The sequence below is a fragment of the Lysobacter silvisoli genome (genome assembly GCF_003382365.1).
In the GTDB taxonomy this organism is placed as follows: domain Bacteria; phylum Pseudomonadota; class Gammaproteobacteria; order Xanthomonadales; family Xanthomonadaceae; genus Lysobacter; species Lysobacter silvisoli.
The window spans coordinates 939,561-964,872 of the sequence record NZ_QTSU01000001.1 but is presented as its reverse complement, the minus strand read 5'-3'; the positions used below and the strand labels follow the sequence as shown (position 1 = coordinate 964,872).

The following is a 25,312-nucleotide window of genomic DNA, read 5'->3' as shown; positions in this document are numbered from 1 at the left end:
TAGACGTAAGTAGTTATGCCGCTTGGCTTAACAGGTCCGCTATAATTCCGAGCCTTGCCTGCGCCAAACGCGTGCGCCGGCGTACGCCGACCCCCAATCCCGCCCCCAAGAGTTTCCCGATCGCCATCGTGGACAGTCTCCTCAAGCAGTTTTCGCAGTCCTCGCAACTCGGCGCCAACGCCGCCTTCATCGAAGACCTGTACGAGCAGTACCTGGTCGATCCCGACAGCGTCGGGGCCAAATGGAAAGCCTATTTCGACGGCTTCCAGGGCCGCCAGGCCGGCGACCTGCCGCATTCGGCCGCCATCGACAGCATCGCCCGCGCCAGCCGGGCCGCCGCCCGCGGCCAGCTCAACGGCGCCGCCCCCGCGGCCGGCGCCAGCGACGAGCGCGAGCGCGGCGTGGGCAAGCTCATCACCGCCTACCGTTCGCGCGGCCACCTGGCCGCCGACATCGATCCGCTGGGCCTGCTGGAAAAGCCCGACGCGCCGGACCTGATGCTGGGCTTCCACCGCCTGTCCGAGAGCGACCTGTCCGGTGAGTTCAGCACCGGCGGCGTGGCCGGCAAGGAGCGCATGAAGCTCGGCGACCTGGTCGCCCTGCTCAAGGCCACCTACACCGGCCCGATCGGCGCGGAGTTCATGCACATCGCCGACGCCGAACAGCGCCGCTGGATGTACGAGCGCCTGGAATCGGCCGCCGGCAACTACGGCCGCAGCGCCGCCGACAAGAAGCGCATCCTCGAGCGCCTGACCGCGTCCGACGGCCTGGAGCGCTACCTGGGCACCAAGTACGTCGGCCAGAAGCGCTTCTCGCTGGAAGGCGGCGACGCCCTGATCCCGCTCATGGACACCACCATCCGCCGCGCCGGCGAGCACGGCGCGCAGGACGTGGTGATCGGCATGGCCCACCGCGGCCGCCTCAACGTGCTGGTCAACACCCTGGGCAAGCCGCCGCGCAAGCTGTTCGACGAGTTCGAAGGCAAGTTCGACCACGACGAGCACGCCCACAGCGGCGACGTGAAGTACCACATGGGCTTCAGCGCCGATGTCGCCACCCCCGGCGGCCCGGTCCACCTGGCGCTGGCGTTCAACCCCTCGCACCTGGAAATCGTCAACCCGGTGGTGGCCGGCAGCGTGCGTTCGCGCCAGACCCGCCGCGGCGACCAGGGCCGCGCCCAGGTGCTGCCGATCCTGCTGCACGGCGACGCCGCGTTCGCCGGCCAGGGCGTGGGCATGGAACTGTTCCAGATGTCGCAGGCGCGCGGTTTCGCCGTCGGCGGCACCCTGCACATCGTCATCAACAACCAGGTCGGCTTCACCACCAGCGCCCGCGAAGACGCGCGCTCGACCCTGTACTGCACCGACGTGGCCAAGATGGTCGGCGCGCCGATCCTGCACGTGAACGGCGACAACCCGGAGGCCGTGACCTTCTGCGCCGAACTGGCGCTGGACTTCCGCAACCGCTTCGGCAAGGACGTGGTCATCGACCTGGTCTGCTACCGCCGCCACGGCCATAACGAGGCCGACGAGCCGGCGGCGACCCAGCCGCTGATGTACCAGGTGATCCGCAAGCACAAGACCCCGCGCGAGCTGTACGCGCAGCAGCTGATCGGCGAAGGCGCGGTCTCGGCCGACGAGGCCCAGGCCCTGGTCGACGGCTACCGCGAAAAGCTCGACGCCGGTGCGGTCACCACCGAGCTGGTCGAGGTCAAGCCCGACGAGTTCACCATCGACTGGTCCAAGTACCTCTCGGGCAAGCTGTCCGACCCGGTCGACACCACCTTCGACCGCGCCAAGCTCGACGGCCTGGCCGCGCAGATCAACACCGTGGCCGACAGCGTCAAGCTGCACCCGCGCGTGGCCAAGATCTACGAGGACCGCCGCAAGATGGCCGCCGGCGAGCAGGCCGGCGACTGGGGCTTCGCCGAGAACCTGGCCTACGCCACCCTGCTCAGCGAGGGCTACAAGCTGCGCCTGGTCGGCCAGGACTGCGGCCGCGGCACCTTCTTCCACCGCCACGCGATCCTGCACGAGCAGACTACCGACGACTACGTGCTGCCGCTGCGCGAGCTGGTGAAGACGCCGTCGGACGTGACCATCATCGACTCGCTGCTCAGCGAGGAAGCGGTGATGGCGTTCGAGTACGGCTACTCCACCGCCGATCCCATGACCCTGGACATCTGGGAAGCGCAGTTCGGCGACTTCGCCAACGGCGCCCAGGTGGTGATCGACCAGTTCCTGTCCTCGGGCGAGGCCAAGTGGGGCCGCCTGTGCGGCCTGGCCCTGTTCCTGCCGCACGGCTACGAAGGCCAGGGCCCGGAGCACAGCTCCGCGCGCCTGGAGCGCTTCCTGCAGCTGTGCGCGCTGGAGAACATGCTGGTGTGCGCGCCGACCACCCCGGCGCAGGCCTACCACATGATCCGCCGGCAGATGCACATGAGCACGCGCAAGCCGCTGGTGGTGATGACGCCCAAGTCGCTGCTGCGCCACAAGCTGGCCGTGTCCAGCCTGGACGAGCTGGCCGGCGGCAGCTTCCAGCACCTGATCCCCGACGCCGCGGCCAACCCCAAGAAGGTCAAGCGCGTGGTGGTCTGCTCGGGCAAGGTCTATTACGACCTGCTCGAAGAAGCGCAGAAGCAGGGCCTGGAAGACGTGGCCCTGCTGCGCGTGGAACAGCTGTATCCGTTCCCGCGCCAGGCCCTGGCCGACGAGCTCAAGCGCTACGGCGCGGCCAAGGACGTGGTGTGGTGCCAGGAAGAGCCGCAGAACCAGGGCGCCTGGTACCAGATCCGCCACCACCTGACCGCCTGCCTGGCGCCGAAGCAGGCCCTGCACTACACCGGTCGCGCGCGTTCGCCCTCGCCGGCCGCCGGCCACCTGGCCGACCACGTCGCCGAGCAGACCCGTCTGGTCGCCGACGCGCTGGTCAATTCGCTGCACGGCGAGGCCAGCGCCGAGTAACCGGCGCCGGTCCCGCCCCCCCTTTCCGCTAGTCCGCCACATAACAATCAAGCAAGCCAGGATGCCCACCCCATGAGCACCGAGATCAAAGTCCCCGTCCTGCCCGAGTCCGTCTCCGACGCCACCATCGCCACGTGGCACAAGAAGCCGGGCGACGCGGTCAAGCGCGACGAGAACCTGGTCGACCTCGAAACCGACAAGGTCGTGCTCGAGGTCCCCTCGCCCGTCGACGGCGTGCTCAAGGAGATCAAGTTCGAGGAAGGCGCCACCGTGACCAGCCAGCAGCTGATCGCGATCGTCGAAGCCGGCGCCGCTGCCGCCGCCGAGGCCAAGCCCGCCGCCGCTGCCGCACCGGCCGCCGCCAAGGCCGCCGAACTGCCGGCCGCCGGCGCGCAGCCGATCACGCCCAAGGCCGAGGCCGCCAAGGCGCCGGCCGGCAACGACCAGCTGCCCCCGGGCGCGCGCTTCACCGCGAACAAGGAAGGCATCGACGCCTCCCAGGTCGAAGGCACCGGCCGCCGCGGCGCGGTCACCAAGGAAGACATCCTCAACTACGCCAAGTCCGGCGGCGTCGGCAACGCCGCGGGCGCTCGCCCGGAAGAGCGCGTGCCGATGACCCGCATGCGCGCCCGCATCGCCGAGCGCCTGATGCAGTCGAAGAACTCCATCGCCATGCTGACCTCGTTCAACGAAGTCAACCTGGGCAAGGTCATGGCCATGCGCAAGGAGCTGGGCGAGACCTTCGAGAAGGCCAACGGCGTCAAGCTGGGCTTCATGAGCTTCTTCGCCAAGGCCGCCGCCAACGCGCTGCAGCGCCACCCGATCGTCAACGCCTCGGTCGACGGCAACGACGTGATCTACCACGGCTACGCCGACATCTCGATCGCCGTGTCCACCGACAAGGGTCTGGTGACCCCGGTGCTGCGCAGCGTCGAGCGCATGGGCTTCGCCGACATCGAAAAGGCCATCGGCGACTACGCCAAGAAGGCCCGCGACGGCAAGCTGGCGCTGGAAGACCTGCAGGGCGGCACCTTCACCATCACCAACGGCGGCACCTTCGGCTCGCTGATGTCGACCCCGATCGTGAACCCGCCGCAGTCGGCGATCCTGGGCATGCACGCGATCAAGGAGCGCGCCATCGTCGAGAACGGCCAGGTCGTGGCCGCGCCGATGATGTACATCGCCCTGTCCTACGACCACCGCATCATCGACGGCAAGGACGCGGTGCTGTTCCTGGTCGACATCAAGAACCAGCTCGAGAATCCGCACCGCATGCTGCTCGGCATGTGATGCGCTCTGAGCCCCTCTCCCGCTCGCGGGAGAGGGGTTGGGGTGAGGGCCGCCGCGATCACGCCAGCCCCTGCCTCAAGCCTCCCCTCATCCGCCCTCCGGGCACCTTCTCCCGCCAGCGGGAGAAGGGAAAGGCAAAGGAACTCCGCAATGTCTGAGCAATTCGACGTAGTCGTCATCGGCGCCGGCCCGGCCGGCTACCACGCCGCGATCCGCGCGGCCCAGCTCGGCCTCAAGACCGCCTGCATCGACGCGGCGCTGGGCAAGGACGGCAAGCCGGCCCTGGGCGGCACCTGCCTGCGCGTGGGCTGCATCCCGTCCAAGGCCCTGCTCGACAGCTCGCGCCAGTTCTGGAACCTGCAGCACCTGTTCGGCGAGCACGGCATCAGCGCCGACAACGCCAAGATCGACGTCGCCACCATGGTCGGCCGCAAGGACAAGATCGTGAAGCAGTTCACCGGCGGCATCGCGATGCTGTTCAAGGCGAACAAGGTCACGCCGTACTACGGCTTCGGCACCCTGCACCCGGGCAACATCGTCAAGGTCAAGCAGCACGACGGCAGCGAAGTCGAACTCAAGGGCACCAACGTCATCATCGCCGCCGGTTCGGATTCGATCGAACTGCCGTTCGCCAAGTTCGACGGCGACAAGATCGTCGACAACGTCGGCGCGCTGGACTTCACCGAAGTGCCCAAGCGTTTGGGCGTGATCGGCGCCGGCGTGATCGGCCTGGAGCTGGGCAGCGTGTGGAAGCGCCTGGGCTCGGAAGTCACCATCCTGGAGGCGCTGCCGGACTTCCTGGCCGCCGCCGACGCCGAGGTCGCCAAGACCGCGGCCAAGGAATTCAAGAAGCAAGGCCTGGACATCAAGCTCGGCGCCAAGGTCAGCAAGGCCGAGATCAAGAAGGACGGCGTGCACCTGACCTACAACGACGGCAAGGCCGACCAGGCACTGGTGGTCGACAAGCTGCTCGTCGCCGTGGGCCGCCGCGCCGCGTCCAAGGGCCTGCTGGCCGAGGGCACCGGCGTCAAGCTCAACGAACGCGGCCAGATCGAGGTCGACGACCACTGCCACACCGGCGTCGACGGCGTCTGGGCGATCGGCGACTGCGTGCGCGGCCCCATGCTCGCGCACAAGGGTTTCGAGGAAGGCATCGCCGTGGCCGAGCTCATCGCCGGCCTGCCGGGCCACGTCAACTTCGACACCATTCCGTGGGTGATCTACACCGAGCCGGAGATCGCCTGGGTCGGCAAGACCGAACAGCAGCTCAAGGCCGAAGGCGTGCCGTACAAGACCGGCAGCTTCCCGTTCGCGGCGATCGGCCGCGCGGTGGCCATGGGCGAGCCGGCCGGCTTCGTCAAGGTCATCGCCCATGCCGAGAGCGACCGCGTGCTGGGCCTGCACCTGGTCGGCGTCGGCGTCTCCGAGCTGGTCCACGAAGGCGTGCTGACCATGGAGTTCAACGGCTCGGCCGACGACCTGGCCCGCATCTGCCACGCCCACCCGACCCTGTCGGAGGCGATCCACGACGCGGCGATGGCGGTCGACAAGCGCGCCATCCACAAGGCCAACTGATCGGCCAGGCAATCACGAGAACGGCGCACCTGGTGCGCCGTTCTTCGTTTCGGCAATGGCAATACCCGCAACACCCACAACAACAACAAAAACCAAGGCAATGAACATGAAGACGATCTGCGTGTACTGCGGTTCCAACTCCGGCTCCAAGCCGATCTACACCGACCGCGCGATGGCGCTGGGCCACCGCCTGGCCCAGGACGGCATCGCCCTGGCCTACGGCGGCGGCAACGTCGGCCTGATGGGCGTGGTCGCCGACGCGGTGCTCGAGGCCGGCGGCAAGGTGATCGGCGTGATCCCCGAACAGCTGGTCAACTGGGAAGTCGCCCACCGCGGCCTGACCGAACTGCAGATCGTCGGCTCCATGCACGAACGCAAGCAGCGCATGTTCGACCTGTCCGACGGCTTCGTCGCCCTGCCCGGGGGCTTCGGCACCCTGGACGAGATGTTCGAGATGCTGACCTGGCGCCAGCTCGGCATCGGCGACAAACCCTGCGCCTTCTTCGACGTGGACGGCTTCTACACCCCGCTGATGGGCATGCTCGACCGCATGGTCGAAGAGCGCTTCCTGCACCCCGACCAGCGCCGCGACCTGTGGCACGGCGACGACCTGGACGCGCTGTTGAACTGGATGCGCGCCTATAAGCCGGCCGAGGCCAGCAAGTGGATGGACGAGAAGCGGCGCAAGGCTATGCGCTGAGACCAGCGCGTCGCATCCCAGCACCGCTTCACCCTCCGGCCAGTCAACGACGATTTGGACCGGATAGAGCAAGCATCCCACCGAGGCTCCGCGCCACTACACCACCCGTCATTCCGGCGAAAGCCGAAACCCATTTTGATCTTGCTCGTACCTCAAGCAGCAAGAACCAAAGCAACCGCAAAATGGGTTCCGGCTTCCGCCGGAATGACGATCCGGATCGAATGGAGATGCGCTCCACCGGGGTTCCGCAACACTCCATCACCGTCATTCCGGCGAACGCCGGAACCCATTTTGATCTTGCTCCTACCTCAAGCAGCAAGAACCAAAGCAACCGCAAAATGGGTTCCGGCTTGCGCCGGAATGACGAACCGGATCGAATGGAGAAGCGCTCCGCCGGGGTTCCGCAACACTCCACCACCCGTCATTCCGGCGAACGCCGGAACCCATTTTGATCTTGCTCCTACCTCAAGCAGCAAGAACCAAAGTAACCGCAGAATGGGTGCCGGCTTCCGCCGGAATGACGGCGTTGGGGGTTTGTAGGAAAAGGCCGCGACCGTGTGTAGTCGCCGTCGAGTCAAGCGAATTCGCGGCTACCTTCGGACTCCACAATCCGGAACCGCTCTCAATGCGCAGCCGCCTCCCCTGCGTCTACCTGCTGGCCAGCTCCATGCGCGGCACGCTTTACCTGGGCGTGACCTCCGACCTCATCCAGCGCGTCTGGCAACACAAGCACGGCCAAGTCCCGGGCTTCTCATGCCGTTACCTCACCCATTTACTGGTCTGGCACGAAACCCACGACACAATGGATGCGGCCATCCTGCGCGAAAAGCGCATCAAATCCTGGAGGCGCGCGTGGAAGCTGGAACTGATCGAAACCCACAATCCGCAATGGCGCGATCTGTACTCCGCTATCATCGGCGCTGAAGCACGATTTCCCTGATCCGTGCGCCCCAAATCGTCGGAAGCACCCCCATGACCCTGCCCCGCGACTTCAACGCCTTCCGCATCCACAACGACGCCGACGGCTACCGCAGCGGGGTCGAGCGCATCGGCGTGGACGACCTGTCGCCGGGCGAGATCGTGATCAAGACCGCGTACTCGTCGATCAACTTCAAGGACGCGCTGGCCGGCACCGGAGAAGGCAAGATCCTGCGCCGCTTTCCGCTGGTGGGCGGCATCGACGTGGCCGGCCACGTGGTCGCCTCCAGCGACGACAGGTTCCGCGAGGGCGATGCGGTGCTGGTCACCGGCTGCGGCCTCAGCGAGACCCGCGACGGCGGCTACGCGGAATACGCGCGGCTGGAGGCGCAGTGGGCGATCCCGCTGCCCGGCGGCCTGTCCCTGCGCGAGGCCATGATCCTGGGCACCGCCGGCTTCACCGCCGCGCTGGCGCTGTACCGCATGCACGACAACCGGCAGACGCCTGCGCTGGGCCCGATCGCGGTCACCGGCGCCACCGGCGGCGTGGGCTCGCTGGCGGTGGACATCTTCAGCCGCGCCGGCTACGAGGTGTACGCGATCAGCGGCAAGCCCGAGCAGGCCGCCTACCTGAGCGAGATCGGTGCGGCGCAGGTGCTGGGCCGCGAGGCGCTGGCCACCGCCCGGCCGATGGAATCGGCGCGCTTCGGCGGCGCCCTGGACAACGTCGGCGGGCCCATGCTGGCCAGCCTGCTGGCGCAGACCGCGCCCTACGGCAACGTCGCCAGCGCCGGCCTGGCCGCCAGCGCCGAGCTGGACACCACGGTCATGCCGTTCATCATCCGCGGCGTGTCGCTGCTGGGCGTGGCCTCGGCCGGCACCGCGCGGCAGATCCGCGACGAGGTCTGGCGCCGCCTGGGCAGCGACTGGAAGCCGGCGCACTTGGACCGCATCTGCACCCGCGAGGTCGGCCTGGCCGACCTGCCCAAGGCCTTCTCGACCATGCTCGCCGGGGGCTCCCTGGGCCGGACCCTGGTCGTGATGTAGTTGGCATTGCGGCGTCAGCGCGCATCGCTACAATCAAGGGATCACGGGGAAACTTACACATGGCGCGAATTCTGATCGTCGACGACTCACCGTCCCAGCTGATGGGCATCCGCCGCATCGTCGAAAAGCTGGGGCACGAGGCCCTGACCGCCGAAGACGGCGCGGCCGGCGTCGAGGCGGCCAAGCGCGAAGTGCCGGACCTGATCCTGATGGACGTGGTCATGCCCAACCTCAACGGCTTCCAGGCCACGCGCTCGATCTGCCGCGAGCCCACCACTAAGCACATCCCGATCGTGCTGGTGACCACCAAGGACCTGGACACCGACCGCGTCTGGGGCATGCGCCAGGGCGCCAAGGCCTACATCACCAAGCCCTTCAGCGAAAGCGACCTGTCCGAGATCATCGGCCAGTTGCTGCCGGGCTGAGCGCCCTCCGCACGCGTTGCCCAAACCCGACCCGTAGGATGCGGTGAGCGCAGCGAACCGCATCTGCGCCGGTGCGCGCACGCTGGCCTGTAGCCGCGCTCACGCGCGGCGCCAATCGTCCCCGAACGCGTCGCGCATGCGCTCGTAGGCCTCGTGCTGGGCCTCGTCCTGCGGCCGCGGCGCCAGCACCTCCAGCTCCACGATCTGATCGCCTGCCGGCGTGCCCGGCAGGCCGCGCCCGCGCAGGCGCAGCTTGCGGCCGGCTTCGGAATTCGGCGGAATCTTCAGCTCGACCTCGCCGCCCAGCGTGGGCACGCCGATGGTCGCGCCCAGCGCCGCTTCCCACGGCGCCAGCGCCAGCACGTGGATCACATTGCGCCCGTCCACTTCGAATTGCGGGTGCGCGGCGTATTCGATCTCCAACAGCAGATCGCCGTGCGTGCCCTGCCCGGCCAGACGGATCATCTGGCCCGGCTTGATGCCCTTGGGAATGCGCACTTCCAAGGTGCGGTCGTTGACCGAGATGCGCACCATGCCGCCCTCGTAGACCGTCTCCAGCGCCACCGCCAGCTTGGCCCGGCTGTCGCCGCGCGGCGGCGCGCGCCCCGCCGCACCGCCGAAACCGGGGCCGCCCGGGCCGCGTCCGCGGCCGAACAGGCTTTCGAAGAAATCGCTGAAACCGCCGCCCGCGCCGCCGCCGGCGAAGATCTCGTCGAAATCCGGGCCGCCGTAGCCGCCGCCGAATCCGCCCGGGGGCGGCTGCACTTCGTCGCCGGGCCGGTAGCCGCGCGCGCGCAGTTGATCGTAGGCCGCTCGCTTCTGCGGATCGCGCAGCGCCTCGTAGGCCTCGTTGACGGCCTTGAACTTGTCCTCGGCGCCGGCCTCCTTGCTGACGTCCGGGTGGTACTTGCGCGCCAGCCGGCGGTAGGCCGTCTTGATCTCAGCCTCGCCGGCGCTGGGCTCCACCCCCAGGGTGTCGTAGTAATCCTTGAACTGCATTGCGGCTCCCTCAAGCTCGCTGGCGCACGGCCCGTACCGGCCCACAGCGTAGGCCGCGCACGGCGGCGCGTGAAGTCTGGATCAAGACCAAATGGCTGCGACACCTGCGTTTTTCAATGCTTGCGCGCACAATGCCGGGGTCCCAGGGTTTGCCGCGTGCGGCGAGCCTCCCACCCCACAGGAGACAGCATGAGCATCCAGATCGGCGACCGCCTGCCCGAAGTCGCACTCAAGCGCATCAACAACGGCATCGAAACCGTGGACACCCGCAGCCTGTTCGACGGCAAGAAAGCGGTGCTGTTCGCCGTGCCCGGCGCGTTCACGCCCACCTGCTCGGAGCGCCACCTGCCCAGCTTCGTGGAAAACTTCGAGCGTTTCCGCGAACAGGGTATCGACGTGGCCTGCCTGTCGGTCAACGACCCCTTCGTGATGCAGGCCTGGTCGCAGAGCCAGCACGTGCCCGACGGCCTGCTCATGCTCGCCGACGGCAACGGCGACTTCACCCGCGCCCTGGGCCTGGAGCTGGACGCCAGCGCCTACGGCATGGGCACGCGCGCCAAGCGCTTCGCCCTGTACGCCGAAGACGGCGTGGTGCGCCAGTTGGAGGTGGAAGCGCCGGGCGAGTATCGCGTGTCTTCCGCCGAACACATGTTGACGCTGGTCTGAACGGCACGGCGGCGACCACGCCGCCGTCACCGCCGCCTGGGCAAGGTGGCTGGGCCCCTCCCAGCCATCGCCAGGAGATCGACATGAGCGCCAAACCCGCTCGCCCCCGCGCCGGCGCGACTCCCGCCGCCGGCGCAGGCCGCCCGCCTGAGGCGGCCGTGGTCACCGACATCCGCGCCATCCGCGAGCGCGCGCGCAAGCACATCGAAGACGGCGCCATCACCGACAGCTACACCGCCGACCGCGGCACCGTGATCAAGCTGCTCAACGAGGCGCTGGCCACCGAAATCGTCTGCGTGCTGCGCTACAAGCGCCATTACTTCATGGCCAGCGGCCTGATGGCCGACGCGGTCAAGGCCGAGTTCCTCGAGCACGCCAACCAGGAACAGGCCCACGCCGACCGCATCGCCGAACGCATCGTGCAGTTGGGCGGCGAACCGGACCTCAATCCCGACGTGCTGTCCTCGCGCGCGCATGCCGAGTACGTGGAAGGCAGCGACCTGCGCGACATGGTCAAAGAAGACCTGGTCGCCGAGCGCATCGCCATCGACAGCTACCGCGCCATCATCGACTACCTCGGCGACCGCGACACCACCACCAAGCGGATGATGGAAGACATCCTGGCCCAGGAAGAGGAACACGCCGACGAGCTGGCCGACCTGCTCGACGGCTGGACCGGCGGCTGAGCGCCGCCGCAATGCGCCCGGGCACGGCCCGGCGGCCGCGTACGGCGGCCGGGTGCAGTTGCGGCTAGACTCGGCGCATGAGCCGCATGCTCCACCTAGCCCGCCTGCGCAGCCACCTGGAGCACGCGCATTGGCCGCGCCTGCAGATGATGGTGATCGTCGCCCTCACCGGCGGCATCGGCTTCCTCGCCTCCTACCTGCTGCTGGACGCGGGCATGACGGCGATGTGGCAGCGCTACCCGGCCGCAGTGGGCATTGCCTATCTCGTCTTCATGGCGCTGCTGTGGCTGTGGGCGGTCACCTTCCAAAGCCGCGCCTACGAGTATCTGGATGTGTCCCCGGGCAACGGCGGCTCCAGTGGCAGCTTCGGCGGCGGTGGCGGCCAAAGCGGCGGTGGCGGCGCATCGGCTTCGTTCGACTCACCGGCCTCCTCGATGCAAACGTCCCTGGCCGAACAACCCCTGCCCAAACTCGACCTGCCCGGCGCCGACGGCTGCGCCGGCGACGACGGCCTGGGCTGGCTCCTGCTCGCCGCCATCGCCGCGCTGGCGGCCCTGGCCGCGCTGCTGTTGCTCACTACCTGGGTGGTGTGGATCGCGCCCTCGCTGATGGCCGAGGTGCTGCTCGACGTCGCCCTGGCCGGCGGTCTATACCGCCGCCTGCGCCGCATCCGCTCGGAATACTGGTTACGCACGGTGTTGCGCCAGACTTTCCTGCCCACCCTGACCATCGCCCTGCTGCTGGCCGGCATGGGCTATGCCGGCGCGCGCTACGCGCCCGGCGCGGATTCGATCGGCGACGTGGTCGCGGCCTACCAGACGCGCGGCGAAAGCGAATAACCGCAGCGCCGGATGCCGCGATGATGCGGTTGCCGCCGCAGCCTAGCGCTAGCGCAGGATCCGGAACCTCACCCTCGCCCACGCGCCGCTATCGGCCAGCGCGGTCAGCTGATGGTCGCCGGGCTCGGCGAAATCGTGAGCGAAGCTCGCCTGCCCCTGCGACTCGCCGATCAAACGCCCGTCCAGCAGCCAGCGCACGCGGCGTTCGCTGCCGATGGCCTGCAAGGACAAACTCAGCGGCTTGACGCTGCCGGGCGCGCGCGCGAGCGTGGCGCGGTCGGCGATGCCTTCGATCAGCAGTTCCTCGGCGGCGTCGCGGCCGTCGTCGGCGCAGTCCGGCGCCAGCGCCGGCAGGCGCGAGGCATGGCGGGTATCGGCGGCCAGCCAGGGCGAGGCCAGCGCCGGCCAGCGCGCCAGCTGCGCCTGGCGGCGCTGGTGCGGCGCGCTGCAATCGGCCGACAAGCGCAGTCCGCTGCGCGCATCCACCTCGTAGCGTTCCACGCCCGCATTCCACAGGCGCGCATCGCGCTCGGCGAAGGTCGGCGGCACCGAGCCGTCCAGGGTCCAGGCGTCCAGCTTCTTCTGGCACAGCCCAGGCGCGTCCGGATCCGGCGGCAAACCCAACGGCCAGCACACCTCGATGCGCTCCACGTTGGCCGGTGGCGGCCGCTGCGCGCCATCGCCGCGCTGGCGCGGCAGGCTGTCCACCACTTCGAACAGCAGCGGCAAGGCGGTGACCGCGCCGTACTGGCCCGGCAGCGGCGTGCCGTCGGGGCGGCCGACCCAGACGCCGACGGTGTAACGGCGCGTGCCGCCCAGCGCCCAGGCGTCGCGGAAACCGTAGCTGGTGCCGGTCTTCCAGGCCACGCGCGGGCGGCCGGAGGTGTCGAAGGTGTCGGCCACGCTGCCGGGGCGCGGATTGGCTTCGAGTATCTCGCGCACGATCCAGGCCGAGCCCGGCGACAGCAGGCGGCGTTCCAGGCGCGGCGCATCCGGGCGATAGCGCACGCGACCGGCGACGCCGTCGCGGTTCAAGGCGGCGTAGGCGCCGACCAGGTCTTCCAGGCGCGCGCCGGTGCCGCCCAGGATCATCGCCAGGTTCGGCGTGGCGCCGCGCGGCCAATGCAGTTCGATGCCGGCATGCGCCAGCCGCGCCGAGAACCGGTTGGGGCCGACGCGATCGAGCAGGTCCACCGCCGGCACATTGAGCGACAGCCGCAACGCCTGCGCCGCGCTCACCGGGCCGTTGAAGGCGGCGTCGAAATTGCCGGGCCGGTAATCGCCGAAGGTCTGCGGCGCGTCCACCAGCAGGCTTTCGGAATGGATCAGGCCGTCGTCCAGGGCCAGGCCGTACAGAAAGGGCTTGAGCGTGGACCCCGGCGAACGCCAGGCCTGGACCATGTCGACATGGCCCAGGCGCGCGGCGTCGGCGAAGGTCGCCGAGCCCACGTAGGCGCGCGCCTCCAGGCTGGCGTTGTCGATCACCAGCAACGCCGCCGAGGTCCGCTCGGGCAGATTGGAGAAGTACGAGGCGACGCGGTCTTCCAGGGTGCGCTGCAGTTCGATGTCGATGGTCGACACCAGCCGCGCCGCGCGCGGCTGCTCGAAGCGCAAGCGCTGGGCCAGCAGCGGTGCGTGCTGCGGCGGCTGCAGCGAGCGCGCCACCACCGGCTCGATGCGCGCGTCGGCGACCAGCGCCTGCGACCACACGCCCAGCTCGGCCATGCGCGCCAGCACCTTGTCGCGCGCCTTGCGCGCGCGCTCGGGCTCGCGGTCCGGGCGCAGGCGGCTGGGCGCCTGCGGCAATACCGCCAGCAGCGCCGCCTCGGCGTGCGACAGGCGCGCAGAGGGCTTGCCCAGGTAGGCCCAGCTCGCCGCCTCCACGCCTTCCACGGTGCCGCCGAACGGCGCGCGCTGCAGGTACAGCGCCAGGATCTCGTGCTTGGACAGGTGCACTTCCAGCTGCAGCGCGCGCAGCAGCTGCTTGAACTTGCCCCAGGGCGTGCGCGTATGCGGGTCCAGGATGCGCGCGACCTGCATGGTCAGGGTCGAACCGCCGGAGACCACGCGGCCGCTGCGCAGCCATTGCAGGCCGGCGCGGCCCAGCGCGTAAGGATTGATGCCGGGATGCTTCCAGAACCAGCGGTCCTCGTAGTTCAACAAGGCCTGCAGGTACAACGGCGACACCTGTTCGGTGCGCACCGGATAGCGCCAGATGCCGCCGCGGTCGGCGAAGGCGCGCAGCGGCGTGCCGTCGGCGGCGACCACCACCGCGCCGGCCTGGCCCTCACGCGGCAACGGCAGCGGAAACGCCAGGTCCAGCAGCATGGCCGCGGTGACGAACAGCAGCGCGGCCAGCAGCGATTTCAGGGCCAGGCGGCGTGGCTGGCGCGGGTGCTCGGCGGCGGCGTTGGCGGGCTGGGCGGAGATAAGGGTGCTGCTCGATTACGAAACTGATAGAGGAGGCGCTGCGCTCCACCAAGCCGATGCCGCCCTCCCCTTACCGTCATTCCGGCGCAAGCCGGAACCCATGTTGCCGTTGCTGTTCCCGCTTAGGTCTGGTGCGAGCGCAAGCGAAAATCAAGATGGGTTCCGGCTTACGCCGGAATGACCGGATGTGGAGTCCAGGAATCGACGGCGGAGCCGGAATGCCGGGGCGTCACCGCCCCGGCTGCTTCACCGTCAGCATCGCCGGCACCGCGCGGCCGACGCCGCGCAGGTCCGGACGGTACATGTCCTCCACCAGCGACGGCGGCACGGTGTAGGTGCCCGGCGTGACCGCGCGCACCAGGTAGAACACGCGTGCGGTGTCGCCCACGTCCAGCTTCAGCGCGGCCACGTAGCGGTCGTCGCGGAACTCCTCGTGGCGCACCTCGGCCGCGTCGTCGCGGTCGGCGATCTCGATGCCGTCCACCACCACGCCGGCCCACTGCTTGGCGTCGCCCAGGTTGAAGTTCTCGATCTCCAGGCCCGCCGGCAGCAGGTCGGTGAGCAAGGCGTCGGGCATGGCGCGGCTGGCCTTGATGCTGACCTGCACGATCAAGGCGTCGCCCTCTTCCAGGGTGCCGCCTGTCCATTCCTCGCCCTTGGTCGTGTAGTACTTGCGCTTGACCTCGATCACCGATGCGTCGGGCTCGGGTGCGCGGCGCGGCACGCCGGCCACTTCCATACTCGCGTACAGCGGCGGCTGGCCGACCGGGTCGAAAGCCACGCCCGCGGCCAGCGCGTCGTAGTCGAACACGCGGCCGACGATCTTGGCCGCGCTGGCGTCCGAGGCCGCGTCGCCGACCTTCCACTGGCCGGATACGGTCTTGCCCTGGTCGGCCATCAGCGCCTTGCCCAGCCGCGCCAGCGCCACCTGCTCCTGCGTGCTCAGCCACAGCCAGCCGCTGTTGCGGCGCGCATCCAGTTCCTGACCCAGGGTCACCGCACGCGCGTCGAAGGACGGTTGCGCGTAACCGCGTTCGTGCACCAGCGCGATCATCAGCGCGTCGTCGCGCACGCGGCTGCCGTAGTCGCCCAGGTATTCCGGGCGGTCCTTGGAGTCGCGCGCGAAACCTTCGGCGATGGCCTTCTTGCCGCGCGCCTTGTCGCCCTGCAGCGACAGCGCCAGGCCCAGGTGCACCAGCGGCAGGCCGGTCAGGCTGTGCTTGCGCTCGTTATCGTACAGCGCGCGCAAGGTGCCCAGCGGCGCGCGGTTCACGCGCGCCAACGCGTAACCGGCGTGGGCCTGGTAGGCGAACTTGAGGTGCTCGCGGCGGTCGTAACCGAAGAACGGCGGGCCGCCGGACAGCAGGTCCTCGTTGAGCACTTTCAGCGACTTCTGCAGCATCGCCTCGGGCACGGCGAAGCCGGCCTCGCGCGCGTCGAGCAGGAACTCGACCACGTAGGGCGTGATCGAGGCATTGACGTAGTCGCCGTCGCCCCACATCGAGTAGTGGCCGGAGCCGATCTGCATCGCCGCCAACCGGCCGAACGCGCCTTCCATGCGCGCGCGGCGCTGCTTGGCGTCCAGGCCCTTCACGCCCAGCATCTTGGCCGTGGCCTCGTCCAGCTCCAGCGCGGCGTAACCCTTGCTGGTGGTCTGCTCGGCGCAGCCGTAGGGGTACTCCAAGGCGCCCTGCAGCGCGCTGGCGAACGGGATCGGCGGCAGCGCGCTGACGGTCATGCGCGCGTTGACGGAGCCGGGCATCAGGCCGTCGGCGAAGTCGGCGCCCAACCGCACCGTTGCTGCCGAGTCCAGCACCTGGGTACGCGCACGCAGCACCTGCGGCCAGGCCGGCCGCACCGGCACGTCGTAGCGGCGGTCGACCTTGTAGCCGTTGCCTTCCACACGCACGCGCACCTGCGCCACGGTGTAGCCCTCGCGGGCGACGATGGGGAAGGTGTAGGTGGTCTTGGCGTCCACGCCCAGGCTGGCCTTGCGGTTGCCCTCGCTCAGGCTCAGCGGGCCGATGCCCTCCACGCGCACGTCGAACTCGCCGGCGCGGCCGGTGAAGTTCTGCACGTCCAGGGTCACGTTGCTGCGGTCGCCCGGCGCGAGCACGCGCGGCGTGCTGGCCTCGGCCAGCACCGGCGCGCGCACGATGGTTTCGCGGTCGCGCTTGCCGTACTTGCCGTTGGAGTACACCAGCGCCGAGACCCGCAGGGTGCCGTTGAAGTCCGGCACCGCCAGCTTGATCTGGGCCAGGCCCTTGGCGTCCAGGCGCACGGGCCCGGCGAACAGGTCCACCGTCTGCACCTTGGCGGTGGGACGCCGCGCTTGCGGCAGCGCTTCCAGCGCGGCGTCGCCGCCGAAGCGGATCTTGGCCGAGCCGCCTTCGAAGCTCTCGATCACCCGGCCGTAGACGTCGTAGGCGTCCACGCCCAGACGGCGCTGGGCGAAGAAATGCGCGGCCGCGTCGGGCACCGGGAAACGGGTGATGTTGAGGATGCCCACGTCCACCGCGGACACGGTCACGTAGGCCTCCTGCCCGGCCAGCTGCGGCACGCTCACCGTCACCGGCAGGTTCTGCTCCGGCCGCATCAGCTTGGGCACGCTCAGGCCGACGGCCACGGTGCGGTCGCGCCGGTCCATGGGCACGTGGGCCACGCCCACCGCGCGCGCCGGGGTGATCTTGCTGGGCGCGCTGCCGCCGCGGAACACCAGCGCGGTCACGTAGACGTCGTGGCGCTCCCAGTCGTTGGTGACCGGAATCTCGTAGGTGCTGCCGGCCTTTGCGTCGATCGCCTGCACATAGAGCATGCGGTCGCTTTCGACCATCAGCAGGCCCTTGCCCGCGTGCGGCGGGGTCAGGGTGACCTTGAGCGTGTCGCCGGCCTTGTAGGCGGTCTTGTCCAACGCCAGCTTGACCTTATCGGGGCGCGCGTCCAGGCCGCGGTTCTGGTCGTCCCAGCTCCAGCCGGCGGTGAACGGATAGCGCGAGGTCAGCTTGGTCGCCGGGTCGTACACGTCCACCCGGTACTCGCCCCATTCGACCGGGAAGTCCAGGCGCAGCGGCGCGGCGCCGCTGTCGACGGTGCGGGTTTCCACGTCCTCGTAGCGGCGGTTGAAGTCGTAGTCCCAGCCGCCGTCGGCGTCGTAGTTCCAGTGGTAGTCGCGGTGTTCGCGCACCAGGGTCACGCGCAGGGCACGGCCCGGGCGCGGCTTGCCGTCGGCGCCCACGCGGGTCAGCTCGAAGCCGGCGTTGCCGTTGGCGTCGGTGCCCTCCTTGTCGTCGAACAGCGGGCGCACGCCGACCAGCGCGTCGGCCGGCCACAGCACGCGCTTGAGGCTGCGGTTGACGCTGCGGCCGCCGCTCTCGTACACGCTGCCGGTCAGGATCGCGGCGATCGGGCTCAGCGGCTTGGCCTCGCTGGGCAGGACCACGTCCTGCTGCAGCTTGCCCTGCGCGTCGAGCGCGGTGTCGACCACGTCCTTGGCTTCCTTGGGCAGGCTGAGGGTCGGGTCGCCGAAGAAGTAGCCGGGCAGTTGCTCCAAGGGGTGCTGTTCCACCGCCACCGCCAGCTTGGCGGTGAAGCGGTTGCCGGCCGCCGGCGCACCGTAGAGGTAGGCGCCGGTCACGTCGAGCTTGAGCGCCTCGCCGGGCTTGATCAGCGGCTGCGCGCTCAGGTCCAGCTTCAGGCGTTCGGGCAGGAATTCCTCGATGCGCAGGGTCATGCCCTGCACCGCTTCCTTGCTGGCCGGGTCGGTGCGGAACTCCACCCGCCAGCGGCCGGTGGCGGCGTCGGCCGGAATTACCTGGGCGTGGCGAACGTAGCCCTGGGTATCGGGCTGCAGGCGCGTTTCCAGGAAGGTCTTGCCGTCGGGCTGCACGTAGCGCAGGAACACCGGCTGCAGCGCCTTGCCCTTGAGCGCGACCGGCTTGCCGTCCTGGTCGCGCAGCAGCGCCGACAGCCGCACCGTTTCGCCGGGGCGGTAGAGGTCGCGGCCGGACCAGGCGAATACGTCGAACCAGGCCTGCTCGCGGCCGGACACGGCGAATTCGGACAGGTCCAGCGCCGGCTGGTTGAACGGCAGCATCGACACGTCGTTGCTGCGCTGGGCCACGAGCACGTGCGCGGCGTCGAGCTTGTAGTTCAGCAGCGCATTGCCGTTGCGGTCGGTCTCGCCCTTGAGCACGGTCTCGCCGCTGCCGTCGAGCACCTTCAGTTCCACTCCGCCGACCGCGCCGCCGTTCTCCAGCGAGGCGGTGTGCACGAACAGCTTGTCCTTGTAGGCGCGCGCGTGCAGGCCCAGGTCGCTGACGGTGAAGAACGCGGTCTCGAACTCGTCCTTGAACTGGCCCGCGCGCTTCATCACCGCGAAGTACAGGCCCGGCTTCTGCAGTTCCTCGATGTCCTGCAGCGGCAGGTAGGTCAGCACGCGTTCGTTGGGCTTGCCGCCCAGCACGAAGCGGTTGACGTAGACCGGCTCGGCCAGCTTGGACAGCGGCGTCTTGTCGTCCCAGTCGCGTTCCAGCTCCCAGCTGCCGCGACGGCCGCCGCGCTGGTACTCGGCGAAGAACTTGGGCAGTTCCTTGTCCTTGACCCGCATGAATTCGACGTCGACCTCGGCCACGTTGATCGACACCACCGGCAGGCCGCGGCTCTCGCGCGCCGGCAGCACGCTGCCCTGCGAGGCGAAGCCGACCACCGGGTCCAGCGGACCGGTGTAGACGTTGCGGGTCACGGTCTTGCCGATGCGGTCGCCGTCGGCGGCGGTCAGCCCGCCCTTGATCGTGACTACATAGTCCTTGCTGGCTTCAACGTGCGGGAAGCGCAGCAGCTTGCCGCCTTCGTCCAGCACCCAGCTGCCCTTGACCACCGCGCCGTTCTTGTCGGTGACCGCGATCAGTTCGTCGAAAGCCTGGGTGCCGACCAGCGGCTGGCTGAATTCCAGCGCGATCGCCAGTTGTTCGTCGGACTTCTGGTCCGGGTAGGCGGCGACCAGGCCGAAGCCCTGTACCACCTCGCGCTTGGCTTGGATGGTCTCGCCGCTGACGTCGGGCAACTGCCCGGAGGTGTCGCGCTTGCAGGCCACCGGCGCGGCGACGATCAGGGCCGTCAGGGCCAGGGTGGCGACGGCGCGCGAGGCGCGGCGGAAAGAATCAGTTACCAACGCAGTTACCACAGCACGTGCAGCCGAACCCACGCTTTCCATGTCGTCTCCCCTCGGGTTGCGACGAGTATAGAGCGGCGCATGTGTTACGCAGCAGCGACGTTGGCAAATATTTAGCGACCGGTTCGGCGGCGTTACCGGCACGGCACTTGCATGCCGGATGTGCCAAGACCGGATTTAGAACACTGTTTCAATTCATAACCAGTGTGTATCCCGCAGCGCAACGTAAACGCCGATGCTTGATTGCGGTCACGCTTGCGCGCGCCGCCGGCGGGTCTTTCCCTCTCTCCAGGCCGGCCGCTGCTTGGCTAGGTTGGAAAAGGAGCGCAGCGCGGCGTGCGTCGATCGCCGCGCGGCTCCTGCCACCCTCGGCGCGTCGGCGAGCACGGAAGCCGCGCGCGGAGACACCGCCATCGCCACGGCCGTCCGCGGCCGACCAGAGAGAGAACCCGATGACCACCCGTCACTACGCCGCGCCCCTCGCCCGGGCCGCCCTGCTCCTGTCCATCGCCAGCGCGCCGGCCTTCGCCGCCAAGCCGCTGTTCGTGGGCGAAGCGCCGGCCCCGCAGCGCGCCGCGCTCGCCGCCGCCCGGCACCTGGCCCAGGCCGCCCCCACCCGCGCCATGCGCATCCAGCGCGCCGACGCCTCGGTGGTCAGCGCGCAGACGCGCGAGATCGAACTGCGCCTGGGCTCGCAGCTGGTCACCGCGGTGCTGGACGATGCGCGCAAGACCCCGCGCGGCAACACCGTCTGGCAAGGCCGCCTGCGCGACTCGCGCAACGCCGCCGCCCTGCGCGGCGCGCGCGAAGTCGGTCGCGACGCACGCAACACCGTCACCCTGGTCCGCCACGGCGACCGCATCACCGGCAATGCCCGCGTCGACGGCACCCTGTACCGCATCCAGTCGCTGCCCGACGGCACCAACGCGGTGATCGAAGTCGACGAAAGCCGGATGCCGCCGGACCACGCCGCGGACTACAACGAAGCCTCGATGCCGCAGTTCGACATGCGCGGCACGGCCGCTCGCTCCGGCGGCCTGGTCGGCGCGGCCGCGATCGATCCCGGCGCCACCGCGACCATCCGCGTGCAGGTGGTGGCCACCAACCAGGCCGTCGCGGCCTACGGCGGCGACATGGAGGCGCTGATCGAACTGGCCGTGGCCGAGAGCAATCAGGGCTACGTGAATTCCAACGTCGGCATCAACATGGTCCTGGCCAACTACCGCACGGTCGAGTACACCTCGGTCGGCGACGGCCACGCCACCGACGTGGCGCGCTTCGCCGTCACCAACGACGGCTACATGGACGACATCCATGCCAGCCGCGACGCCAACGCCGCCGACGTCAACGTGCTGGTCATCGACGACGACAGCAACTGCGGCCGCGCCCGCGCGATCGGCTCCAACGCCGCCAGCGCCTTCGCCACCGTGTACTGGGATTGCGCGACCGGCTACTACAGCTTCGCCCACGAGATCGGCCACCTGCTGTCGGCGCGCCACGATCCGGCCAACGACCCGACCAGCACCCCCTACGCCTACGGTCACGGCTACCAGTACGCGCCGGCCAGCGGCGCGCGCTGGCGCACGATCATGGCCTACCAGTGCAGCGGCGCGGCCTGCACCCGCCTGAACTATTGGTCCAACCCGGACGTGACCTACAACGGCGTGGCCATGGGCAACACCAACCTCAGCCACAACCAGCGCGTGCTGGTGCAGACCAAGGCGACCATGGCGGCGTTCCGCGCCGACCCGGGCGCGAACGCGGCGCCGGTGGCCAACTTCAGCTCCAGCACCAGCGGTCTGACCGCCACGTTCACCGACAGCTCCAGCGACAGCGATGGCAGCATCGTCTCGCGCAGCTGGAACTTCGGCGATGGCGGCACCTCCACCGCGACCAACCCCAGCCGCACCTACGCCGCGGCCGGCACGTACACCGTCACCCTGACGGTCACCGACGACGACGGCGCCACCCACACCAAGAGCTCGTCGGTCACGGTCAGCAGCGGCGGCGGCGTGCAGACCTACAGCAACACCACCGACGTCAACATCCCGGACAACAACGCCACCGGCGTAACCAGCACGATCACCGTCTCCGGCCGTTCGGGCAACGCGCCCAGCAACTCGCAGGTGTCGGTGAACATCCAGCACCCGTACAAGGGCGACCTGATCGTCGACCTGCTGGCCCCGGACGGCACGGTCTACAACCTGCACAACCGCACCGGCACCAGCGGCGACAACGTGATCATCAGCAACCAGGCCATCAACCTGAGCAGCGAGACGCTCAACGGCGCCTGGAAGCTGCGTGCGGCCGATCGCGCCGGCCAGGACGTGGGCTACATCAACAGCTGGAGCCTGACCTTCTGATCGCCGGGCGGGTCCGCGCACCCGCCTGCCGCGCTCGACCAACAACCCCGGCTCCGGCCGGGGTTTTCTTTTTGCCGGCCGCGGAGCGATCCGTAACCCGCCGCTCATTTTCACGTGAGAATCTCGTCACAGCGCGGACTTGAATATTCAAAACCGGCCTGGAGCACGCTCCAGACTATGAATGAAAGTGACTGATTTCGTTAAAGATGTTGTCGATCACATAATGCACTTTCGGCGCCAGCGGTAAACGCGCTCCATCATGACGCGCTGCAACAAAAGTTTTAAAACATTATTACAAACAGATTTCCTTCTCATTAATGAAAGATTCACGCGCCAAACCCGGCAAAAAAACGGTTTCCCTTGCAAACATGCTGCACCGCATCCGTACGCCGGCCTTGCTTAACGGATGTGATTCAGTTCCGCCGCTTTGACCCCGCAACGCAGGCGGGCCTAGCGTCCCCCCCGCCGCCGCGTAGGAGTCCGCGGCGGTATCCGATGGACCCACGACCTTCCGCACGCACAAGGACGTAACGGTGCGCAGGGCGGGCGTGCTGGTGACAGGGGGCGGATGCACCACCTGCAGTGAGCCGGCCGCGGATGCGGCCTACCTACACACCTGTTCGGGGGTAATACCAATGAATCGTCGTTCCGTACCGAAGTTGCATGCCTTGTCGGCCGCAGCCGCGCTGATCCTGGTCGCCGGCGTCGCCGACGCGGCCCAGCGTCACGACCTGCACCAGCTCGACGTGGGCCAGGTCAGCCAGCAGTACCGCAGCGCCACCGCACGCGTGGGCGCCAACGCCGACGCCGGCCTGCGCCACGCCGAAATGCTGGCGCTGGACGCCAACTCCAGCCTCAAGGCCGTGGCGGTCAAGTCCGACCGCAACGGCACCCGCCACTATCGCTACCAGCAGAGCTACCGCGGCGTGCCGATCTTCGGCGAGCAGGTGGTGGTGAGCGAGGACGCGTCGGGCAACGTGCGCACCCTGTTCGGCCGCATGGTCACCGACCTGTCCGCCGAAGTGCCCACCGTCACCCCGCGCATCGCGCGCGCGCAGGCCCTGAACCTGGGCAAGCGTGCCGGCCTGGGCAGCCGCCAGGGCCTGATGGCCACGCGCGACGAGAAGACCGAGCAGGTCATCTACGTCGACGACGCCGGCCGCGCCCACCTGGCCTATGTGGTGTCCTACGTCGCCGACATCGCCGGCGGCGGCGAGCCGAGCCGCCCGTTCGTGATCGTCGATGCCGACAACGGCCGCGTGCTTAAGCAGTGGGATGCGCTGGCGCACGCCAACGGCACCGGCCCCGGCGGCAACCAGAAGACCGGCCAGTACGAGTACGGCACCAACTTCGGTTATCTGGACGTGGCGCAGAGCGGCAGCACCTGCACCATGAACAACGCCAACGTGAAGACGGTCAACCTCAACCATGGCACCAGCGGCAGCACCGCGTTCTCGTACACCTGCCCGCGCAACACCGTGAAGACCATCAACGGCGCCTACTCGCCGCTCAACGACGCGCATTACTTCGGCAAGGTCGTCTACGACATGTACGGCGCCTACGTGGGCACCGCGCCGCTGAGCTTCCAGCTGACCATGCGCGTGCACTACAGCAACAGCTACCAGAACGCGTTCTGGGACGGCTCGGCGATGACCTTCGGCGACGGCGGCTCGACCTTCTACCCGCTGGTCAGCCTGGACGTGTCCGCGCACGAGGTCTCGCACGGCTTCACCGAGCAGAACTCGGGCCTGATCTATTCCGGCCAGTCCGGCGGCATCAACGAAGCGTTCTCGGACATGGCCGGCGAAGCCGCCGAGTTCTACATGAACGGCAGCAACGACTTCCTGGTCGGCGCGCAGATCTTCAAGGCCACCGGCGCGCTGCGCTACATGGCCAACCCGCCGCAGGACGGCCGCTCGATCGGCCACGCCTCGAACTACACCAACGGCATGGACGTGCACTACTCGTCGGGCGTGTACAACAAGGCGTTCTGGAAGCTGGCCACCACCTCCGGCTGGGATACGCAGAAGGCGTTCAAGGCCTTCGCCCGCGCCAACCAGCTGTACTGGACGGCCAGCACGAACTTCATCCAGGGCTCCTGCGGCGTCGAAACCGCGGCCACCGACCTGGGCTACAACGTCGCCGACGTCAGCGCGGCGTTCGCGTTGGTGGGTGTGGACTGCCCGGGCGGCGGCAATGCCGCACCGGTGGCCAACTTCACCTCCTCGGTCAGCGGCCTGACCGCCACCTTCACCGACACCTCCACCGACAGCGACGGCACCATCGCCTCGCGTAGCTGGAACTTCGGCGACGGCACCACCTCGACGGCGACCAACCCCAGCAAGACCTACAGCACCGCCGGCACCTACACGGTCGCGCTGACGGTCACCGACGACGACGGCGCCACCAACACCAAGACCGCTTCGGTCACGGTGGGCGGCACCGGCGGCACCCAGACCTACACCAACGCCACCGACGTCAACATTCCCGACAACAACGCCACCGGCGTGACCAGCAACATCACGGTGTCGGGCCGTACCGGCAATGCGCCGAGCAACGCCTCGATCGCGGTCAACATCGTCCACACCTACAAGGGCGACCTGATCGTGGACCTGATCGCGCCGGACGGCTCGGTCTACAACCTGCACAACCGCAGCGGCGGCAGCGCCGACAACATCGTGACCACGTACAGCCGCAACCTGACCACGGAAGCCCTCAACGGCACCTGGAAGCTGCGCGTGTCCGACCGTGCGGCGATCGACGTGGGCTACATCAACAGCTGGAGCATCACGTTCTGATCCTGGCCCAAGTCAAGATCAACAAGCAAACCAAGAACCCCGGCGCGAGCCGGGGTTCTTTTTTGCCTGCCGCCACGGTCGCCCTCATAGGTCCGCGGCAAGGTAGGTCAGCCAGTGCGAATAACCGAAAAGCGCGATCACCACCAAAGCCGCAATGTTCTTGGCGCGTTTTCTCAGCGCGGAGTCGTCTATAAGGCTGGCCGCATAGAAATTGCTGGCGACGCAAGCCGTTACCAGCAGGTAACCGACGGCGGTGACATCGGATTGGTTCACGTCCCTATGGCCCACGAATGCCGGCGGTTTCCAGCCCGCAAAGTCGACCACGGGACGCAAATCGCCATCAAGGTCCAGAAAGTGGGGAATTTTGGCGCCGCGGATGGCGCGCATACCGCCTGGGCTGGCACAAAAGACAACGCCGCCCGAAGGCGGCGTTGTCCGTGTGG

The 25,312-nt window shown here is 68.6% G+C and carries 17 protein-coding genes and 1 pseudogene; 14 read left to right on the top strand and 4 right to left on the bottom strand.

Annotation, left to right across the window (positions count from 1 at the left end; all coding sequences use genetic code 11):
- The first annotated feature begins 128 nt into the window (after window positions 1–128).
- The 8 genes from DX914_RS04420 to DX914_RS04390 all read left to right on the top strand — a co-directional run bounded on the left by DX914_RS04420 (window position 129) and on the right by DX914_RS04390 (window position 8,918).
- The gene (locus DX914_RS04420; protein WP_115857829.1) at window positions 129–2,963 is read left to right on the top strand and encodes a 2-oxoglutarate dehydrogenase E1 component; all 2,835 of its coding nucleotides are present in this window, start codon (window positions 129–131) and stop codon (window positions 2,961–2,963) included.
- A 72-nt stretch (window positions 2,964–3,035) separates the two neighbouring features.
- Window positions 3,036–4,253 carry a dihydrolipoyllysine-residue succinyltransferase gene (sucB, locus tag DX914_RS04415; protein ID WP_115857828.1) on the top strand — a complete coding sequence of 406 codons (1,218 nt, stop codon included), beginning with the start codon at window positions 3,036–3,038 and terminating at the stop codon, window positions 4,251–4,253.
- A 150-nt stretch (window positions 4,254–4,403) separates the two neighbouring features.
- Window positions 4,404–5,828 (top strand): dihydrolipoyl dehydrogenase, encoded by a 1,425-nt coding sequence (lpdA, locus tag DX914_RS04410; RefSeq protein ID WP_115857827.1) that lies wholly within the window; start codon window positions 4,404–4,406, stop codon window positions 5,826–5,828.
- Window positions 5,829–5,934: 106 nt separating this feature from the next.
- Window positions 5,935–6,528: an LOG family protein gene (locus DX914_RS04405; protein WP_115859127.1), complete on the top strand. Its 594-nt coding sequence runs from the start codon at window positions 5,935–5,937 to the stop codon at window positions 6,526–6,528.
- Between the two features lie 182 nt (window positions 6,529–6,710).
- Window positions 6,711–6,980 (top strand): hypothetical protein, encoded by a 270-nt coding sequence (locus DX914_RS19975; protein ID WP_147300600.1) that lies wholly within the window; start codon window positions 6,711–6,713, stop codon window positions 6,978–6,980.
- Window positions 6,981–7,153: 173 nt separating this feature from the next.
- A complete protein-coding gene (locus DX914_RS04400; RefSeq protein WP_115857826.1) occupies window positions 7,154–7,468 on the top strand; it encodes a GIY-YIG nuclease family protein in 315 nt (104 codons plus the stop codon).
- A gap of 32 nt (window positions 7,469–7,500) precedes the next feature.
- A complete protein-coding gene (locus DX914_RS04395) occupies window positions 7,501–8,493 on the top strand; it encodes a YhdH/YhfP family quinone oxidoreductase (RefSeq protein WP_115857825.1) in 993 nt (330 codons plus the stop codon).
- A gap of 59 nt (window positions 8,494–8,552) precedes the next feature.
- Window positions 8,553–8,918 (top strand): response regulator, encoded by a 366-nt coding sequence (locus tag DX914_RS04390; RefSeq protein ID WP_115857824.1) that lies wholly within the window; start codon window positions 8,553–8,555, stop codon window positions 8,916–8,918.
- 99 nt (window positions 8,919–9,017) lie between these two features.
- Here the strand turns inward: DX914_RS04390 and DX914_RS04385 are convergent, their stop codons facing one another.
- A complete protein-coding gene (locus tag DX914_RS04385; protein WP_115857823.1) occupies window positions 9,018–9,917 on the bottom strand; it encodes a DnaJ C-terminal domain-containing protein in 900 nt (299 codons plus the stop codon).
- A gap of 189 nt (window positions 9,918–10,106) precedes the next feature.
- On the opposite strand from DX914_RS04385, the gene DX914_RS04380 reads away from it, so the two are divergent.
- From DX914_RS04380 to DX914_RS04370, 3 genes are all read left to right on the top strand, one after another.
- The gene (locus DX914_RS04380; protein ID WP_115857822.1) at window positions 10,107–10,583 is read left to right on the top strand and encodes a peroxiredoxin; all 477 of its coding nucleotides are present in this window, start codon (window positions 10,107–10,109) and stop codon (window positions 10,581–10,583) included.
- 83 nt (window positions 10,584–10,666) lie between these two features.
- A complete protein-coding gene (locus DX914_RS04375) occupies window positions 10,667–11,269 on the top strand; it encodes a ferritin-like domain-containing protein (protein ID WP_115857821.1) in 603 nt (200 codons plus the stop codon).
- Between the two features lie 77 nt (window positions 11,270–11,346).
- On the top strand, window positions 11,347–12,108 hold the full coding sequence (locus DX914_RS04370) for a hypothetical protein (protein ID WP_115857820.1): 762 nt from the start codon (window positions 11,347–11,349) through the stop codon (window positions 12,106–12,108).
- A 48-nt stretch (window positions 12,109–12,156) separates the two neighbouring features.
- Here the strand turns inward: DX914_RS04370 and pbpC are convergent, their stop codons facing one another.
- Both pbpC and DX914_RS04360 read right to left on the bottom strand, forming a co-directional pair.
- Window positions 12,157–14,484 carry a penicillin-binding protein 1C gene (gene pbpC, locus DX914_RS04365; RefSeq protein ID WP_231118220.1) on the bottom strand — a complete coding sequence of 776 codons (2,328 nt, stop codon included), beginning with the start codon at window positions 14,482–14,484 and terminating at the stop codon, window positions 12,157–12,159.
- Between the two features lie 283 nt (window positions 14,485–14,767).
- The gene (locus DX914_RS04360; protein ID WP_115857818.1) at window positions 14,768–19,750 is read right to left on the bottom strand and encodes an alpha-2-macroglobulin family protein; all 4,983 of its coding nucleotides are present in this window, start codon (window positions 19,748–19,750) and stop codon (window positions 14,768–14,770) included.
- Between the two features lie 410 nt (window positions 19,751–20,160).
- Here DX914_RS04360 and DX914_RS04355 point away from each other — a divergent pair.
- The 3 genes and pseudogenes from DX914_RS04355 to DX914_RS20680 all read left to right on the top strand — a co-directional run.
- Window positions 20,161–21,450: pseudogene (locus DX914_RS04355) on the top strand (M12 family metallo-peptidase); the annotation flags it as partial.
- On the top strand, window positions 21,436–22,071 hold the full coding sequence (locus DX914_RS20760; protein WP_231118219.1) for a PKD domain-containing protein: 636 nt from the start codon (window positions 21,436–21,438) through the stop codon (window positions 22,069–22,071). The pseudogene DX914_RS04355 and the gene DX914_RS20760, both read left to right, overlap by 15 nt.
- 635 nt (window positions 22,072–22,706) lie before the next feature.
- Entirely contained in the window at window positions 22,707–24,869 is a 2,163-nt protein-coding gene (locus tag DX914_RS20680; protein ID WP_115857817.1) for a M4 family metallopeptidase, read from the top strand.
- Window positions 24,870–24,953: 84 nt separating this feature from the next.
- Here DX914_RS20680 and DX914_RS04345 read toward each other — a convergent pair whose 3' ends face one another.
- Window positions 24,954–25,256, bottom strand: coding sequence for a hypothetical protein (locus tag DX914_RS04345; protein ID WP_115857816.1), 303 nt, complete (start codon window positions 25,254–25,256; stop codon window positions 24,954–24,956).
- Window positions 25,257–25,312: the final 56 nt, after the last annotated feature.

Excerpts from the sequence above, each read along its gene's own strand:
- sucB (WP_115857828.1), top strand. The coding sequence starts at position 3,036 with ATGAGCACCGAGATCAAAGTCCCCGTCCTGCCCGAGTCCGTCTCCGAC.
- lpdA (WP_115857827.1), top strand. The coding sequence starts at position 4,404 with ATGTCTGAGCAATTCGACGTAGTCGTCATCGGCGCCGGCCCGGCCGGC.
- DX914_RS04405 (WP_115859127.1), top strand. The coding sequence starts at position 5,935 with ATGAAGACGATCTGCGTGTACTGCGGTTCCAACTCCGGCTCCAAGCCG.
- DX914_RS19975 (WP_147300600.1), top strand. The coding sequence starts at position 6,711 with ATGGGTTCCGGCTTCCGCCGGAATGACGATCCGGATCGAATGGAGATG.
- DX914_RS04400 (WP_115857826.1), top strand. The coding sequence starts at position 7,154 with ATGCGCAGCCGCCTCCCCTGCGTCTACCTGCTGGCCAGCTCCATGCGC.
- DX914_RS04395 (WP_115857825.1), top strand. The coding sequence starts at position 7,501 with ATGACCCTGCCCCGCGACTTCAACGCCTTCCGCATCCACAACGACGCC.
- DX914_RS04390 (WP_115857824.1), top strand. The coding sequence starts at position 8,553 with ATGGCGCGAATTCTGATCGTCGACGACTCACCGTCCCAGCTGATGGGC.
- DX914_RS04385 (WP_115857823.1), bottom strand. The coding sequence starts at position 9,917 with ATGCAGTTCAAGGATTACTACGACACCCTGGGGGTGGAGCCCAGCGCC.
- DX914_RS04380 (WP_115857822.1), top strand. The coding sequence starts at position 10,107 with ATGAGCATCCAGATCGGCGACCGCCTGCCCGAAGTCGCACTCAAGCGC.
- DX914_RS04375 (WP_115857821.1), top strand. The coding sequence starts at position 10,667 with ATGAGCGCCAAACCCGCTCGCCCCCGCGCCGGCGCGACTCCCGCCGCC.
- DX914_RS04370 (WP_115857820.1), top strand. The coding sequence starts at position 11,347 with ATGAGCCGCATGCTCCACCTAGCCCGCCTGCGCAGCCACCTGGAGCAC.
- DX914_RS04360 (WP_115857818.1), bottom strand. The coding sequence starts at position 19,750 with ATGGAAAGCGTGGGTTCGGCTGCACGTGCTGTGGTAACTGCGTTGGTA.
- DX914_RS20760 (WP_231118219.1), top strand. The coding sequence starts at position 21,436 with ATGGCGGCGTTCCGCGCCGACCCGGGCGCGAACGCGGCGCCGGTGGCC.
- DX914_RS20680 (WP_115857817.1), top strand. The coding sequence starts at position 22,707 with ATGAATCGTCGTTCCGTACCGAAGTTGCATGCCTTGTCGGCCGCAGCC.
- DX914_RS04345 (WP_115857816.1), bottom strand. The coding sequence starts at position 25,256 with ATGCGCGCCATCCGCGGCGCCAAAATTCCCCACTTTCTGGACCTTGAT.